15 protein-coding genes are annotated in these 14,701 nt (G+C 51.6%); 8 read left to right on the forward strand and 7 right to left on the reverse strand.

What is annotated here, in order from left to right; genetic code table 11:
- Window positions 1–70 precede the first annotated feature (70 nt).
- Window positions 71–1,231, reverse strand: a complete 1,161-nt coding sequence (yhbH, locus tag BMX45_RS07625) for a sporulation protein YhbH (protein ID WP_009595852.1) — start codon at window positions 1,229–1,231, stop codon at window positions 71–73.
- A gap of 165 nt (window positions 1,232–1,396) precedes the next feature.
- Window positions 1,397–1,819 carry a hypothetical protein gene (locus BMX45_RS07630; RefSeq protein ID WP_228468856.1) on the reverse strand — a complete coding sequence of 141 codons (423 nt, stop codon included), beginning with the start codon at window positions 1,817–1,819 and terminating at the stop codon, window positions 1,397–1,399.
- A gap of 211 nt (window positions 1,820–2,030) precedes the next feature.
- Here BMX45_RS07630 and BMX45_RS07635 point away from each other — a divergent pair, with 211 nt between their 5' ends.
- Window positions 2,031–2,408: a DUF423 domain-containing protein gene (locus tag BMX45_RS07635; RefSeq protein WP_090909164.1), complete on the forward strand. Its 378-nt coding sequence runs from the start codon at window positions 2,031–2,033 to the stop codon at window positions 2,406–2,408.
- An 82-nt stretch (window positions 2,409–2,490) separates the two neighbouring features.
- Here BMX45_RS07635 and BMX45_RS07640 read toward each other — a convergent pair whose 3' ends face one another.
- Window positions 2,491–3,030, reverse strand: a complete 540-nt coding sequence (locus BMX45_RS07640) for a hypothetical protein (RefSeq protein WP_235201615.1) — start codon at window positions 3,028–3,030, stop codon at window positions 2,491–2,493.
- 233 nt (window positions 3,031–3,263) lie between these two features.
- On the opposite strand from BMX45_RS07640, the gene BMX45_RS07645 reads away from it, so the two are divergent.
- Window positions 3,264–3,566 carry a YunC family protein gene (locus BMX45_RS07645; RefSeq protein ID WP_090909165.1) on the forward strand — a complete coding sequence of 101 codons (303 nt, stop codon included), beginning with the start codon at window positions 3,264–3,266 and terminating at the stop codon, window positions 3,564–3,566.
- 190 nt (window positions 3,567–3,756) lie between these two features.
- On the opposite strand, the gene mtnA is transcribed toward BMX45_RS07645, so the two are convergent.
- Window positions 3,757–4,842, reverse strand: coding sequence for an S-methyl-5-thioribose-1-phosphate isomerase (gene mtnA / locus BMX45_RS07650; protein WP_090909166.1), 1,086 nt, complete (start codon window positions 4,840–4,842; stop codon window positions 3,757–3,759).
- Window positions 4,839–6,062, reverse strand: coding sequence for an S-methyl-5-thioribose kinase (mtnK, locus tag BMX45_RS07655; protein ID WP_090909167.1), 1,224 nt, complete (start codon window positions 6,060–6,062; stop codon window positions 4,839–4,841). Before mtnK ends, mtnA begins: the two co-directional genes overlap by 4 nt.
- Before the next feature lie 310 nt (window positions 6,063–6,372).
- Here mtnK and BMX45_RS07660 point away from each other — a divergent pair, with 310 nt between their 5' ends.
- From BMX45_RS07660 to sufB, 6 genes are all read left to right on the forward strand, one after another.
- Complete coding sequence (locus tag BMX45_RS07660) at window positions 6,373–6,849, forward strand: Dps family protein (RefSeq protein WP_009595811.1); 477 nt, start codon at window positions 6,373–6,375, stop codon at window positions 6,847–6,849.
- A gap of 429 nt (window positions 6,850–7,278) precedes the next feature.
- Window positions 7,279–8,061 carry a Fe-S cluster assembly ATPase SufC gene (gene sufC / locus BMX45_RS07665; RefSeq protein ID WP_015737018.1) on the forward strand — a complete coding sequence of 261 codons (783 nt, stop codon included), beginning with the start codon at window positions 7,279–7,281 and terminating at the stop codon, window positions 8,059–8,061.
- 22 nt (window positions 8,062–8,083) lie between these two features.
- On the forward strand, window positions 8,084–9,388 hold the full coding sequence (gene sufD, locus BMX45_RS07670) for a Fe-S cluster assembly protein SufD (protein ID WP_090909168.1): 1,305 nt from the start codon (window positions 8,084–8,086) through the stop codon (window positions 9,386–9,388).
- A complete protein-coding gene (locus BMX45_RS07675) occupies window positions 9,385–10,605 on the forward strand; it encodes a cysteine desulfurase (protein WP_090909169.1) in 1,221 nt (406 codons plus the stop codon). Before sufD ends, BMX45_RS07675 begins: the two co-directional genes overlap by 4 nt.
- Window positions 10,595–11,014: a Fe-S cluster assembly sulfur transfer protein SufU gene (sufU, locus tag BMX45_RS07680; RefSeq protein ID WP_015737015.1), complete on the forward strand. Its 420-nt coding sequence runs from the start codon at window positions 10,595–10,597 to the stop codon at window positions 11,012–11,014. The genes BMX45_RS07675 and sufU overlap by 11 nt, the downstream gene beginning before the upstream one ends.
- A gap of 33 nt (window positions 11,015–11,047) precedes the next feature.
- A complete protein-coding gene (gene sufB / locus BMX45_RS07685) occupies window positions 11,048–12,445 on the forward strand; it encodes a Fe-S cluster assembly protein SufB (RefSeq protein WP_015737014.1) in 1,398 nt (465 codons plus the stop codon).
- A gap of 284 nt (window positions 12,446–12,729) precedes the next feature.
- On the opposite strand, the gene BMX45_RS07690 is transcribed toward sufB, so the two are convergent.
- Together BMX45_RS07690 and moaD are read right to left on the reverse strand one after the other, a co-directional pair.
- Window positions 12,730–13,776, reverse strand: coding sequence for an HD-GYP domain-containing protein (locus BMX45_RS07690; RefSeq protein WP_090909170.1), 1,047 nt, complete (start codon window positions 13,774–13,776; stop codon window positions 12,730–12,732).
- Between the two features lie 88 nt (window positions 13,777–13,864).
- Window positions 13,865–14,602, reverse strand: coding sequence for a molybdopterin converting factor subunit 1 (gene moaD / locus BMX45_RS07695; protein WP_090909171.1), 738 nt, complete (start codon window positions 14,600–14,602; stop codon window positions 13,865–13,867).
- Between the last annotated feature and the right edge of the window lie 99 nt (window positions 14,603–14,701).

Below are 14,701 nucleotides of genomic sequence, written 5' to 3' on the forward strand. Positions count from 1 at the left end.
GGTCCCTGCCTCCTCCAGTGTCCAGGTCAACCGATATTTATTTTTTTTCTTTCACTTATCGACTTTAGAATCAGGTAGCGGCTCCTTGCCGTTTCCGAAAAAAGGTCTTGAGCGCCTCGTACACTTCCCCTTTGTCCTTTATGACATGGTACATGAATTGGTCCAGCTTGATATTTTTATACGCCGACATCAGCGTGCTGCTGCGATTGTATTGATTGACCTCGCCGTAACCGAACATGTTGCTCACCTTCAGCAGCTCCCCGATGAGTTTGACACAGCGTTCATTATCGGATGTGAGATTATCGCCGTCCGAGAAATGGAAGGGATAGATGTTGTATTTGGAAGGAGGGTACCGGTGGTGAATGATATCCAGCGCCTTCTGATACGCGGATGAACATATCGTACCGCCGCTTTCGCCGCGCGTGAAGAACTCCTCTTCGGTCACTTCCTTCGCTTCGGTATGGTGGGCGATAAACACGATTTCCACCTTCTCGTACTGCTTGCGGAGGAAACGGGTCATCCAGAAGAAAAAGCTGCGCGCGCAGTATTTCTCGAAGGAACCCATGGAACCGGAAGTGTCCATCATGGCGATGATGACCGCATTGGATTCCGGTATGACGGTGTCGTCCCAGGTTTTGTAGCGCAGGTCGTCCGGACTGATGCCGTGAATGCCGGGCTTGCCGTCCCTCGCATTGCGGCGCAGATTCTCCAGGATGGTGCGTTTCTTATCGATGTTGGACATGATGCCTTTTTTGCGGATGTCGTTGAACACGATGGACTCCGTCTCGATCTGCTCTTTATCCTTGGGCTGCAGAAGCGGGAGCTCTAGCTCCTCAAACAGCATATTCTCCAGCTCTTCCAGGCTGACCTCGGTTTCCACAATATCCTGTCCCGCCTGGTCACCGGCCGATTCTCCTTTTCCGGGCTGGGCCGCTGAAGGGTCGCGTCCAAGGACGTCCCCAACCTGACTGTCACCGTCGCCTTGACCGACATGCTTTTGCTTCTGGTAATTGTAGATGAAACGGTATTCGTCAAGGCTTCGGATCGGAACTTTAATGATCTGCTTTCCGTCGGACAAAATAATGTTTTCCTCAGTAATAAGGTCGGGCAGGTTGCGTTTGATCACTTCGCGGATTTTATGCTGGTGACGTACCTGATCCTGATAGCCTTTGCGGTGCAGCGACCAGTCTTCACGGGATACGACAAACGACAGAGCGTCTTCATTTTGCACGGACAGTCACCTCCCAAGTGTAGCCTTGACACGGTTGCCGTCTTTTCGGCTGTAGTATCTCATTATATTCGGGAGAAAGAGCGATATGTGAGTGTGAATCCGTGTTTGCCATGAAAAAGACACTTAACCTGAAATGGATCAGGCAAGTGTCCTGGTACGTAATCCTTATGCGCTTAATACGAATAGGAAAAGGGCGCCGATGGTGACGATGACTACGCCGTTCACGATGGTGGCAATGACGGCGACGGCACGCTTGCGCGTCTTAGAGAAGCAGCCGACAATGCCAAGCGCCAGGCCGACGATATTGATGATCATCACGAGAATGAAAACGGCCGCCAGCGTGGTCATCGCTTCAAGCGTTTCCTGAGTCGGCTCCAGGATCGGCCCGTTTTCCGTCATGTAAGGTTCAATCATCGTGGTGCCGAGCGCGCCGAGCAGAATATAACCAAGCAGCGTCACGATCGACAGAATGAATGATGCAATGCCGAAGCGGGAGTTCTTTCTGTCCTCGGGGGGAATGAAGGTGGTTTTAGGTCGCTTGGGCGAATCTTGCCCCTCGGATGGGGAGGAAGGTGATTGTTGATCCATGTACATAATCGCTCCTAACTTGAGATTCATTCTTAATGGGTCCATGTAGGGTTTCCAAATAAAAGACATCCTTATTAATCTTTCACAAAATGGCCCTGAAATCAAGTCCAAAGCGCTTACACGCCGGTGGAAAAGCGTACGCGAATCCGTTAAACTTAACATGATTACATATGGACACGGGTGTCCGCTGTCAAAAAGGGGTTGAAAAAACATGAGTCGTGCTTTCATCGCATGGGGCTCGATCCTGATGGCATTGTCCGTCGCCATTGGAGCATTCGGCGCCCATATGCTGGAGGATATCATTACGCCGGACGAGCTTGCCACCTATGAGACGGGCGTCCACTATCATATGATTCACGGACTGGCGGTCCTGATTACGGGGATTGTGGCCAAGGTGCTGGGCGAATCCCGGAAGCTGCTTTGGGCGGGGGCTTTATTCATCGCGGGAACCGTTATTTTTTCCGGCAGTCTCTACGTGTTAAGTATATCCGGCATCAAATGGCTAGGGGCGATTACGCCGATCGGCGGCGTATCCTTTATCGCAGGCTGGCTGCTCCTGATGTCCTCGGCGCTGTCCCGTAAAAACTAGTACTCAAAAAAAAGAACGGCTTCACCGATCCCTGATAAAGGGCGGCGATGCCGTTTTTACATACCTATGGTATGCTGCCGACTCAGCTCACGCTGAACTCGTCGATTTCATTGAGTTTGAAGGTATATACCTGCTTCTCATCGACATGATAGACGTTGACCAGGAAATTGCTTTCGTCATAATTGAGTATTCGGCAGGGTAGGCTTGTCTGCTTACCGTGGCGGTTGGTTGTCAGGCGAACAAGGCGATTGTCCTTACTGTATACTTTAATCCATTCAAAGGGATCATTTCCGGCGAGTGGAGTTTGGACAGGAGGTGCGCTTGCAGCGATCTTTTTTTCCGGCGAGGATATCGCAGGCGGAGCAGGTTTCTCATGCTGAGTCGTAGAAGAAGCCATCTTCCGGGAGGCATTGCTAATAACGGAATCTTTCTTGGCTTGGACCAAGGTGTTGATAATTTCTCCAAGTTCCATTCCGGACTTAATCCGGAAATCGACGACTTCGGCCTTGTCGTTCAGCATTTCCAGCAAATATTGCAAAGCCAGTGCGTTGGAGGGACTCTTGACCAGAATATCAACGTTGAATAAAAAGCCGTTATCATCGGTGACAGGTATTGTGTTCATAGCTTTTATCATTCACCAGCTTTCACAGGTTTTCTACTGAATCAAATATACCATAATTTTCGAATTTTCATAGTCCTAATGTCACGGATATTTCATTTTTATTCTATTATATCGAGAGACGTTCGCACCATAAACATAAGACGCCCTTGCGTAATATCAGAGACATTCGCACCATGTCGGTTCAAAGAGAATAAACATAATTCTAAGCCGATGTGAGGGGAGGTTTGTTTATATTGGTGACTTTACTGCCGATCGAGATTGAAGGACATACCGTTATGGGCTTCGAGGTCAAACTTCCGAAAACTACGCTGCTGGCTGTATACACTTCCCGCGGTTATATTATGTGCGGTGCCCTCGATGTGGGCCTTCTGAACGAACAGCTTGCAGACCGCAAAATTATTGCCGGGAGAGCCGTTGGGGTTCGCACATTGGAACAACTGCTGGAGGCACCGCTGGAATCGGTAACCTTGGAGGCGGAGAAGTGGGGCATTCATCCCGGCCTCGCCGGCAAGGATGCGATCCTTCGGATGATCTGAGCACAACAGGCTTAAGCGGTACAAGAGTGATTCCGGTGCGGATCGCTCTTTTTTTAATGAGATAAGCGATGCTTTTGTCAGCTTCACCAGGGAAAAAAATGCGCCGAAACGCAATCAAAGAGAACAAACGGACAATCGGCAGGGGCCTTTTGTCCGTTTGTTCGTTGATGGCGTGAAATCTTGCAGCGGCTTACTCGAATAAGCTTTTCAAGCTCTCTTCGTAAGGTGCTTGCACGACGCCTTTTTCCGTTATGATCGCCGTCACGTATTCGTTCGGCGTAATGTCGAAGGCAGGGTTGTACACTTTAACGCCATGCGGAGCGGTGCGCTTGCCGAAACCTTCCGTGATTTCTTCCGCCGGCCGCTCCTCAATCGGAATATCGGCACCCGTCTTCGTATTCAGGTCGATCGTGGACAACGGGCACGCCACATAAAAAGGTATGCCATGGGCTTTAGCCAGAACCGCAACCCCATACGTACCGATTTTGTTGGCGACATCGCCGTTTGCGGCTACGCGATCCGTACCGACGATAACCGCTTGTATCCAACCTTTGGACATGACCATGGCGGCCATGTTGTCAGCCAGCAGCGTTACGTCGATGCCGGCCTGCTGGAGTTCAAAGGCGGTCAGGCGGGCGCCTTGCAGAACGGGTCTCGTCTCATCTGCGAACACCTTGATGTTCAGGCCCTGCTCATGGGCCAGATACATTGGCGCCAGGGCGGTCCCGTATTTGGCGGTCGCCAATCCCCCCGCATTGCAGTGAGTGAGCACACCCATGCCGTCCCGGAAGAACGGCAGCGCGTTCTCGCCGATGCGGCGGCATACATCCTCGTCCTCGGCCCGGATGGCTTCGGCTTCGGCGAGCAGCGCCGCGTTCAGACCGGCCGTGTCGAGATCCGAAGCCGAAGCCAGCTTCTCGGCTGCAAGCTTGATACGGTCCAGCGCCCAGAACAAATTGACAGCCGTCGGTCTGGACGTTGCGAGATAAGCGCAGGTTTTTGCGACTTGCTGAAGCCACTCCTCCTCGCGACCATCGGCTTCCACCTGCATTCCGCCGAGTACGGCGCCGAATGCTGCCGCGATGCCGATCGCCGGTGCGCCGCGGACTTTCATGGAGTGAATCCCTTCCCAGACTTCCTCTGGCGTATAGAGCTTAAGATAGACGATCTCTTCCGGGAGCAAGCGCTGATCCAGAAGGACCAAATGGTCTCCTCCCCAGTAAACCGAGCTTAGCGGTTCATAGATGCTGGTATTGTCGGTAGTCATACCGCTCATATCGATACCTCATTTCCTTTGGATGCTTGCGTGATCAAGGTCAGTATGTCCTCGAAGGACTTGATGCTGCGGTGATGGCGCACGAGATTTTTGCCGATGGCGAGCGCTTTGCGCTGTGCAGTCTCCCTGGCCTTATCATCTGCGATAGTGTCGATGTCCGCAACATGGGACAATCCGACGATACGCCGAATCATTTTGCAGCCCGCGAATCCTGCGGCATCCTTCAAAACCTGCGACACATAATGATCCTGATAGCCTGGCGTGCTGGACATCTCGTCCAAGAGATCATCGTTCCACAGCGAGCGGAAGTTGTTCTCGAAGTGGGTCCAAACGCCGCTCGCCATCTCGAGGAGTCGGGCCTCCCTGGCGGCCAGCGTCTGCTCGTCCCCGCTCCAGCCCGGCTGTGCGGCGTAGTTGAGCAGGAGGTTGCCGATCACCGCGCCAATATCGAATCCCATCGGGCCGAAATATGCGAATTCCGGATCGATCACCTTGGTGGATTCCGGCGTGACGAAGATGCTGCCCGTATGCAGATCCCCGTGGAGCAGAGCTTGAGCATGGGTCAGAAACTTATGGCGCAGCAGCGCGACTTCGAAGTGAAGCGGCAGGTCGGCGCGAAGGGCTTCCGCTTCATCGGCAATGCTCTGTTCATAGTTGTTGTTGGCGGATTCACGGTATGGATCCTCAAAGATTAAGTCTTCGGTTATTTTGCATAGATCCGGATTAACAAAACGGCCGGCAAGTTCCTTCTTCTGCTGCTGGTTCATGCCCAGATCCGACGTATAGAACAGGGTTCTGGCCAAAAACCGGCCGATATGCTCCGCAAACTTGGGATAGGCGATGCCTTCGATAAGGCCTTTGCGCATGATGGTGTACTCGCTCAAGTCTTCCATCACGGTGTAGGCGAGCTCATCCGAATAGCCGTATACTTTCGGCACGAGGTCAGGGCACAGGGAGTACTCCGTCTCCAGGGCGAGACGTTCGATGCGCGCGCGGTCGAGAGACAGCGGCCAGGATTCGCCTACGACTTTTGCATAAGGAACAGCTTGCTTGATAATGATACTATCAGCCGTATTTTTGGCGGTGACATGAAACACCAGATTGAGATTGCCGTCGCCGATTTCGCGGCATTCGAGTTCGGCATGGTCCGGGAACCGGCCCGGTATACTTCTAGCTAATTGTATCGCTTCGTCCGCGTTCAGCGGATGATATGCAGACATGGATGGTCACCCCCAAATATAATAGAAGAAAAAACAAAGCCAACTTTTTTGCTTGGTATTACCTAGTATAACGTTTTTTCGCGAATTTTGTATAATTTTTTGGCAAGTCTCAAGGTCAGCCGAACCTGATTCGCTTCGCAGTCCTAAGGGTAAACTACAAATAGACGCCCAAGCACAGGATGTACTCATATATTAATGAAGGAATAGCATTAGCAGATGGTTCCAGTTACAATGGGGATACACCGATCTGCCGAATGTTCCTTTGACGCAGTACAGGGTGCATTTCATATAGAAAAGGAAGGGATAAACCATGGCAAAAACTACATCTGGTAAAGCTGCAGGAAAAACAAAAAACGCAAGTCTGGAGCAATTGCTCAATCAGCAGGTTGCGAACTTCAACGTGCTCTACGTCAAACTTCACAACTATCACTGGTATGTAACCGGAGAGCAGTTCTACTCCCTTCATGTTAAATTCGAAGAGCTGTATGACGAAATCACGCTTAAAATGGATGAGGTTGCGGAGCGCCTGCTTTCGATCAAAGGCAAGCCGGCTGCAACGATGAAAGAATATCTGGAGCTTGCGACCGTTCAGGAGGCATCCGGTAACGAGGATACCCGCGGCATGGTACAGGCCTTGGTCGAGGACTTTGCTACCGTATCCGAGGAATTGGCGGAAGGCATCGAAATGGCAGAGGAAGCCGGAGATGCGCCGACAGCCGACATGTTCACCGGGTTCAAGGCCGATCTCGAGAAGCATATGTGGATGCTGCGCTCATACCTTGGATAAAGCGTGATTCCAATAGAATGATATCCCAATTCATTCGCTGCAGCTTGAGACTCGTTAACGAGTCCTTATAGCTCGTGTGTCCCCGACACCGTCTGACGACGCGCGGTTGACGCCGCCCTGCCTAGATGTCGTGGCGACACGGGGAGCCTCAGCATATACGGCGGATGAAAAGGCGGAATGAAACAGGCTTGGCCGGTTAATCGGTCAAGCCTGTTTTTAATGGTTACAGTTGTCCGAATGTTGTCTCCAAAAGGCTTGTCCGGTTGAAATACGTCATTTTTTATTATAAAATGGCTTGAGAATCATTGATAATCAGTTTAGAATGATTATAAATAAAGAATCACTTTTTGTTTTATGAAATCAGGGCGTACAATCCTGTTATCATATGGGACAACAAATACACTACCTATTCAACGGAGGGAATCTAATATGTCAACCAAGTTTGTCATTGAAGGATTGAAAGCAACGATCGAAGGCAAGGAGATCCTGAAGGGGATCAACCTTGAGATGAAGGGCGGAGAAGTTCATGCCATCATGGGACCAAACGGAACGGGTAAAAGTACGTTGGCTTCCGCGTTGATGGGTCATCCTAAATATGAAGTAACCGAAGGTAAAGTATTCCTCGACGATGAAGACGTGCTGGAGATGGAAGTAGACGAACGTGCACGCGCAGGCCTGTTCCTGGCCATGCAATATCCGAGCGAAATCGCCGGCGTGACGAACTCCGATTTCCTGCGCAGCTCCATCAATGCACGCCGCGGCGAAGGCAACGAGATTTCCCTGATCAAGTTCATTCGTCAAATGGAAGGCAAAATGAAAGAGCTCGAGATGAATCCCGAGTTTGCTCACCGTTACCTGAACGAAGGCTTCTCCGGCGGTGAGAAGAAACGTAATGAAATTCTGCAAATGATGATGCTGGATCCGAAAATCGTCGTGCTTGACGAAATCGACTCCGGTCTGGATATCGATGCTTTGAGAATCGTGGCGAACGGCGTAAATGCCATGAAGTCCGAGGAGCGCGGTTTCTTGATTATTACCCACTACCAGCGTTTGCTTAACTATATCACGCCAGATTACGTACACGTTATGATGCAAGGGCGCATCGTGAAATCAGGCGGCCCTGAGCTGGCTGAGCGTCTGGAAGCGGAAGGTTACGACTGGATCAAGGAAGAGCTGGGCATTACGGATGAAACTGTAGGTCAAGACGCGTAAATAGACGGGAGGAGGAAACGATATGACTACACAAACCATTCTTCCGGTCAACGCTGAGGCTTTGAAGGCATTGTCCGAAAGTAAGCAGGAGCCGGCCTGGCTGACAGACAGCCGTTTGGCAGCCCTGGAACTGGCCGGCCAGTTGGAACTGCCCAAGCTGGAGAAACAACGCATCGAGCGTTGGAACATCCACAGCTACGGTGAATATAAAGAGAGCAATAAACTCGCTTCCCTTGACGAATTGCCTGAGCAAGTGGCCAAACTCGTCGAAGGCTCGAGAGAAGGCGGGTTGGTTATTCAACGCAATTCCGGAACCGTATATGCAAGCCTGGCACCGGAACTCGCAGCCAAAGGCGTGATTTTTACCGATTTGGAAACAGCGGTTAAAGAACACACGGATTTGGTTAAACCTTATCTGCACCAAGCGCTTAAGAGCGACGAGCACGCCATGGCCGCTCTGCATGCTGCCGTATGGAACGGCGGAGTATTCCTCTACGTTCCCAAGAATGTGGAGGTCGATGTTCCGCTGCAAGCGGTCATGCTGACCGACGATGCTGAAGCAACGTTTGCTCCGCATGTGCTGATCGTAGCCGAAGCGAACAGTCAGATTACTTATGTAGACAACTACGTATCGGATTCCCTGGCTGCGCCGGTAACCCATAACGGCGTGGTGGAAGTGTTCGCTAAGAACGGCGCGAAGGTGCGTTACGCATCCGTTCACCAATTGGCCGGAGAAGCAACGGATGTCACATTCCGCCGTGCGGTGCTTGACAACGACGCTTCGATCGAGTGGATCGTCGGCGAGATGAACGATGGCGATACAGCCAGCGACACCATGAGTATTCTGAAGGGCAACGGCTCGACATCCGATGCAAAAATCATTGCGGTAGGTTCCGGATCCCAGAAGATCAACTACACCACGCAAGCGAAGCATTTCGGCAAGAGCTCCGCATCCCAGATGATCACCCGTGCGGTCATGCGCGAAGAAGCACAAGCCATCATCAACGGCATTACCAAGATTGAGAAGGGTGCAACGAAGGCGGACGGACAACAGACCGAACGCGTTCTGATGCTCAGCCCGAAAGCCCGCGGCGACGCGAACCCGATTCTGTTGATCGACGAGGACGACGTAACAGCCGGTCACGCAGCGTCCGTAGGACAAGTGAACCGGGAGCAAATTTACTACCTGATGTCCCGCGGCATCTCCCGTTCCGTTGCAGAATCCCTGATTATTTACGGCTTCTTGGCTCCGGTTGTCAGCGAAATTCCGCTCGAGGGACTTCGCGACCAGCTGCAGGGGCTCGTTGAAAGGAAGCTGGGACAATGATCGCCTCCGTCCGTGAGCAATTTCCCATTCTTCACCAGGAGATCAACGGACATCCGCTGGTATATCTCGACAATGCCGCGACATCGCAAAAGCCGCAAGTGGTCATCGATGCCGTCAAGCGGTACTACGAATGGGAGAACTCCAATGTGCACCGCGGAGTTCATACGCTCGGCAGCCGTGCTACCGATGCTTATGAAGGAGCCAGGGAGAAGGTTGCCCGTTTCATAAATGCCGAGAGTTCGGAGCAGATTATATTCACCCGCGGCACGACGACGGCCCTGAATCTGGTGGCTTCATCCTACGCACGCTCCGTTTGCGGTCCTGGAGATGAAATCGTCCTGACGGAAATGGAGCATCACAGCAATCTCATTCCGTGGCAGCAGGCGGCCATCGCCGTCGGCGCTACGCTGAAATATATTCCTCTGCAGCCTGACGGCACGATCCGTGTCGAAGATGTAGAGGCACTGGTGACCGAACGGACGAAAGTCGTAGCCATCGCATACGTGTCCAACGTCATGGGCGTCGTGCATCCCGTCAAACAAATCGCGGAAATCGCGCATCGGCATGGTGCCGTTATCGTGGTGGACGGGGCGCAAAGCACGCCGCACATGAAAGTGGACGTTCAAGACCTGGACTGCGATTTCTACGCTTTGTCCGGACACAAGATGTGTGCTCCAACAGGTATCGGCGCATTATACGGCAAGAAGGCGCTGCTGGAATCAATGGAGCCGATCGAATTCGGCGGAGAGATGATCAATGACGTCGGGTTGTACGAATCAAACTGGAAGGAGCTCCCTTGGAAGTTTGAGGGCGGCACGCCCATCATTGCTGGAGCTGTCGGACTTGGCGCCGCGATCGATTTCCTGGAGGAAATCGGAATGGACGCCATCGAACGGCATGAGGCTCAGCTTGCGAACTACGCCATGGACCGGATCTCCGAGATCGAAGGCATCTCCATTTACGGTCCCCGTAAGCGTAAAGTGGGCCTAGTCACATTCAATCTTGGAGACGTTCATCCGCATGACGTGGCAACCGTTCTGGATGCCCAGGGGATTGCGATTCGTGCAGGACATCATTGCTGTCAACCGCTTATGCGTTGGTTAAAAGTATCTTCCACGGCACGCGCGAGCTTTTATCTGTATAATACAGAAGAGGACGTTGATCGATTAGTTAGCGCCTTAATCCAGACAAAGGAGTATTTTGGCGATGCAACTTGACGATTTGTACAGACGTGTCATCATGGATCATTATAAGAACCCCCGCAATCGCGGCAAGTTTGAAGAAGATGCGGTAACCATCGATTTGAACAATCCGACTTGCGGAGATCGCATTTCCTTGCAGCTTAAGGTAGAGAACGGCGTGGTCGCCGATGCCAAATATACGGGGGAAGGCTGCTCCATCAGCATGTCTTCCGCTTCGATGATGACGGACGCCGTAAAAGGAAGAACGCTGGACGAAGCCATCAGTTTGGCGGACCGCTTTTCTTCCCTTATGAAAGGCGATGAAGTGGATTTTGACGAGTACGAGGATATTGAAGCCCTATCCGGTGTTAACAAGTTTCCTGCACGCATTAAATGCGCAACACTTGCTTGGAACGCACTCCGAAAAGGAATTGACGCGAAGTAAGCGAATGAACAGATCGATAGGGAGGTAAGTTAAATGGCTAAAAAAGCGCCAGAAATGGAAGAGTATAAATATGGTTTCCGTGACGAGCACAAGGCTATTTTCCAAACCGGTAAAGGTTTGACGCGTGAAGTCGTTACGGAAATATCCAAAATCAAGAACGAGCCGGAATGGATGCTGGAATTCCGTTTGAAGGCTCTGGAGCAGTTCGAGAAAATGCCGATGCCTCGTTGGGGCGGCGATCTCGACGAGCTGGATTTCAACGATATCCAGTATTATGTAAGACCTTCCGAGAAGCAAGGCAAGACGTGGGAGGAAGTACCGGCCGAGATCAAGGAAACCTTCGATAAGTTGGGGATTCCGGAAGCAGAGCAGAAGTTCCTGGCGGGCGTATCCGCGCAGTACGAATCCGAAGTGGTCTACCACAATATGCAAAAGGATCTAGAGGATCAAGGCGTTATCTTCATGGATACCGATACGGCTCTTAGAGAGCATCCGGAGATTCTGAAAGAGTACTTTGCAACGGTCGTACCTCCGACGGATAACAAATTCGCGGCTTTGAACAGTGCGGTATGGTCCGGCGGAAGCTTCATCTATGTGCCCAAAGGCGTACAGTGCGAAATTCCGCTGCAAGCCTACTTCCGGATCAACTCCGAGAATATGGGTCAGTTCGAACGCACGCTGATCATTGCCGACGAGGACAGCTTCGTGCATTACGTTGAAGGCTGTACGGCTCCGATCTACAGCACGAACTCGCTTCACAGTGCCGTGGTTGAGATCATCTGCAAAAAGAACGCGCGTGTTCGCTACACGACGATTCAGAACTGGGCACCAAACATCTACAACCTCGTAACGAAGCGCGCGGTTGCGGAAGAGAACGCAACGATGGAATGGGTGGATGGTAACATCGGCTCCAAGCTGACGATGAAATATCCTGCTGTCGTCCTGAAAGGACGCGGTGCCAAAGGAATGGTGCTTTCCATCGCGGTTGCGGGCAAAGGCCAGCATCAGGACGCTGGGGCGAAAATGCTCCACCTGGCGCCGGATACGACGTCCACGATCGTATCGAAATCGATCAGTAAGCATGGCGGTAAAGTAACATACCGCGGTCTCGCCTCGTTCGGCCGCAATGCGGAAGGCGCGAAAGCGAACATTAAGTGCGATACGCTCATTCTCGATAATGAGTCGACGTCCGATACGATTCCTTACAACGAAATCAAGAACGACAACATTACGCTGGAGCATGAGGCGACCGTCTCCAAGGTATCCGAGGATCAGTTGTTCTACCTCATGAGCCGCGGACTTACGGAAGACGAAGCTACGCAGATGATTGTTATGGGCTTCATCGAGCCGTTCACCAAAGAACTTCCGATGGAGTATGCCGTTGAAATGAACCGCCTGATCAAGTTCGAGATGGAAGGTTCCATCGGCTAAATAGTTCATATGAAGACAGGAGCGAATCACTCAGGGATGGGTGATTCGCTCTTTTTTGCGCTTGAATTTATGGGAGTGCAACCGAGGCGTGGACCAGGTACGTTTGTTGCACAGGCCGGTTGGATACTCGTCTTCGATTTTGCCAAAATCCAACAAGATTTGATGTGAAAAACATCACAAGGAAGACGCTAAAAACGCCAGCCTCAAGGCTGACGGCAATACGGGTTATTCAAGCAGGGAAGCAAGCGATTTAGCAGCTTCCGGATTAGCTTTAGGGACACGGCTCACAACAGAATCTCTTGAATCTCGGTATGATATTCCTTGGAGAGGTCGATGAAACGATCATCGGTCTTTACAAGCGGACGGAAGTAATCCGAAGGATGGTTCATAACGATGATGCCGGATTCGCCCGTCGTCAGCAAAACCTTTTTGCCGATGAAATTCGGCAGCATCTGCTGAATGAAAGCGTGCGTCGGCTTGCCGTTCAGCTTCCCGAAGCTGAGACTGTACAGCTCGCGCAGAACGGTTAATAGTTGCTGCTTGGACTGATAGACCCGGTTCGTTGTCATGGCGCTGTAGACATCGGCTACCGCGCAAATATGAGAGTACGGATGAATCTGGTCTGCATGGAGCGCTCGCGGATAGCCCGAACGGTCATCCCGTTCATGGTGCTGAAGCGCGACCATGGCGGTCACCTTATCATCCATGGATTCGGCGATCATCTCGTAACCATAGATGGTATGCAGCTTCACTTCCTCGAATTCCTCGGGGGTCAGCTTGCCGGGCTTGTCCAGGATATCCCTTGAAATCTTACTCTTGCCGATATCATGGAGATAGCCGGCCTTGCCGATTTCATAGGCCTCCTTGCCGGAGTAACCCATCCAATCCGCGATGTAGTAGGATAGCATCCCTACTTGAATAGAATGCCTGTAGGTATAATCGTCTGTTCCATTAAACAGCAGAAGCAGGGATACCACGTCCGTATGCTCGTTCAGCGAGCCGACCAGTGGCTGGAAAACATCGTCTACAACGGATTCATTGAATTTTCCGGATTGGGATGCTTCCGTAAATAAGGCGGAGCATCCGTCAAACGCAAGGTTAAAGTGAGGTTTAACCTTGTTGAACGAGTCCGAAATTTCAGATAACGGATCGAGGGATACGGACAGCGCGCACGGTTGTATTTCTATGTAATCGATGCCGTGCTGCAATAGTTTGGATATATCCTCCGAACGAAGCAAAGCTCCTTTTTGCAGAACATGAACGCCGTTAGTGTTGTAAGCATCCTGCTGTATTTGATCACCGGGTTTCAGGTCCGTGACATGTACTCTCAAATCATTGCACCTCTTGCCCTTATATAAGTAAAAAGATCAAAACTATCTTAGCAAGAAAATTATGGTTTTACAATGATATAATCGCGGCTTATTGCCTAGCTGTTGGGTCCCAGGGTCCTGTCTGCGTCCCTTTCCACTCCGATCCATCGTCCCATATCTCCTTCTTCCAGATCGGAACGGATCGCTTCAGCTGCTCGATGGCATATCGGCTTGCTTCGTAACAGGTTTCCCGATGCGGTGAAGATACGGCGATAACGACGCTCGTTTCCCCGATTCCGACCGTACCGATACGGTGGGAAATCGCGCATTTGGTGCCGGGCCATCGGCCGTGGATATCCATGCAGATTTGCTGCATTTCTTTCAGGGCCATCGGAACGTAAGCTTCATACTCCAGCGTTACCGTTCGCATCTGACCGGTTATCTCCCGCGTCGTGCCTACAAAGGAAAGCGTTGCGCCATGGTTATCATCATGCACTTTGGCGATGGTTTCTTCCACGGACAGCCGGTGGCAGGAGATGATGCACGTTCCGTCTGAGGAGGAGCTGGAGCCTGTGTCCTGCAGGTTGGTTCCATCCCCGCCGGACACAGGCGGAATCAGAGCCACCTCGTCCCCGCTCTGAATAAGCTGATCCGGCAGCGCATATTCTTGATTGACCGCAACGAAGGCCGTGGCTATCTGGGATTGGGCATCAGGATAAGCCTCGCTAAGAAGCAGCTTCAAATCCCCGGTCGCAAGGGGGAGGGCGGGTACGCTGAATGCAAGTGAAGCCGTGCCGATGCGATCGGCTAATCCGGCGAAGAGCAGTATGGAAATGGTTGTCGACATTTTGATCACCTCGTAATTCTTATGGGCTACAATATACCATATTCTTCGCTAAAATGTTATGCTTGTAAGACCGGAAATTATCGTAAAAGTGACTTGGGA

The sequence above is a fragment of the Paenibacillus sp. cl141a genome, from assembly GCF_900109305.1.
Classification (GTDB): domain Bacteria; phylum Bacillota; class Bacilli; order Paenibacillales; family Paenibacillaceae; genus Paenibacillus_AQ; species Paenibacillus_AQ lautus_A.

Bases quoted from the DNA above. Each gene is read 5' to 3' on its own strand.
- BMX45_RS07630 (WP_228468856.1), bottom strand. From the start codon at position 1,819: ATGGATCAACAATCACCTTCCTCCCCATCCGAGGGGCAAGATTCGCCC.
- sufD (WP_090909168.1), top strand. From the start codon at position 8,084: ATGACTACACAAACCATTCTTCCGGTCAACGCTGAGGCTTTGAAGGCA.
- BMX45_RS07660 (WP_009595811.1), top strand. From the start codon at position 6,373: ATGGCAAAAACTACATCTGGTAAAGCTGCAGGAAAAACAAAAAACGCA.
- mtnA (WP_090909166.1), bottom strand. From the start codon at position 4,842: ATGAGCGGTATGACTACCGACAATACCAGCATCTATGAACCGCTAAGC.
- sufU (WP_015737015.1), top strand. From the start codon at position 10,595: ATGCAACTTGACGATTTGTACAGACGTGTCATCATGGATCATTATAAG.
- BMX45_RS07675 (WP_090909169.1), top strand. From the start codon at position 9,385: ATGATCGCCTCCGTCCGTGAGCAATTTCCCATTCTTCACCAGGAGATC.
- mtnK (WP_090909167.1), bottom strand. From the start codon at position 6,062: ATGTCTGCATATCATCCGCTGAACGCGGACGAAGCGATACAATTAGCT.
- BMX45_RS07640 (WP_235201615.1), bottom strand. From the start codon at position 3,030: ATGAACACAATACCTGTCACCGATGATAACGGCTTTTTATTCAACGTT.
- BMX45_RS07635 (WP_090909164.1), top strand. From the start codon at position 2,031: ATGAGTCGTGCTTTCATCGCATGGGGCTCGATCCTGATGGCATTGTCC.
- sufB (WP_015737014.1), top strand. From the start codon at position 11,048: ATGGCTAAAAAAGCGCCAGAAATGGAAGAGTATAAATATGGTTTCCGT.
- moaD (WP_090909171.1), bottom strand. From the start codon at position 14,602: ATGTCGACAACCATTTCCATACTGCTCTTCGCCGGATTAGCCGATCGC.
- sufC (WP_015737018.1), top strand. From the start codon at position 7,279: ATGTCAACCAAGTTTGTCATTGAAGGATTGAAAGCAACGATCGAAGGC.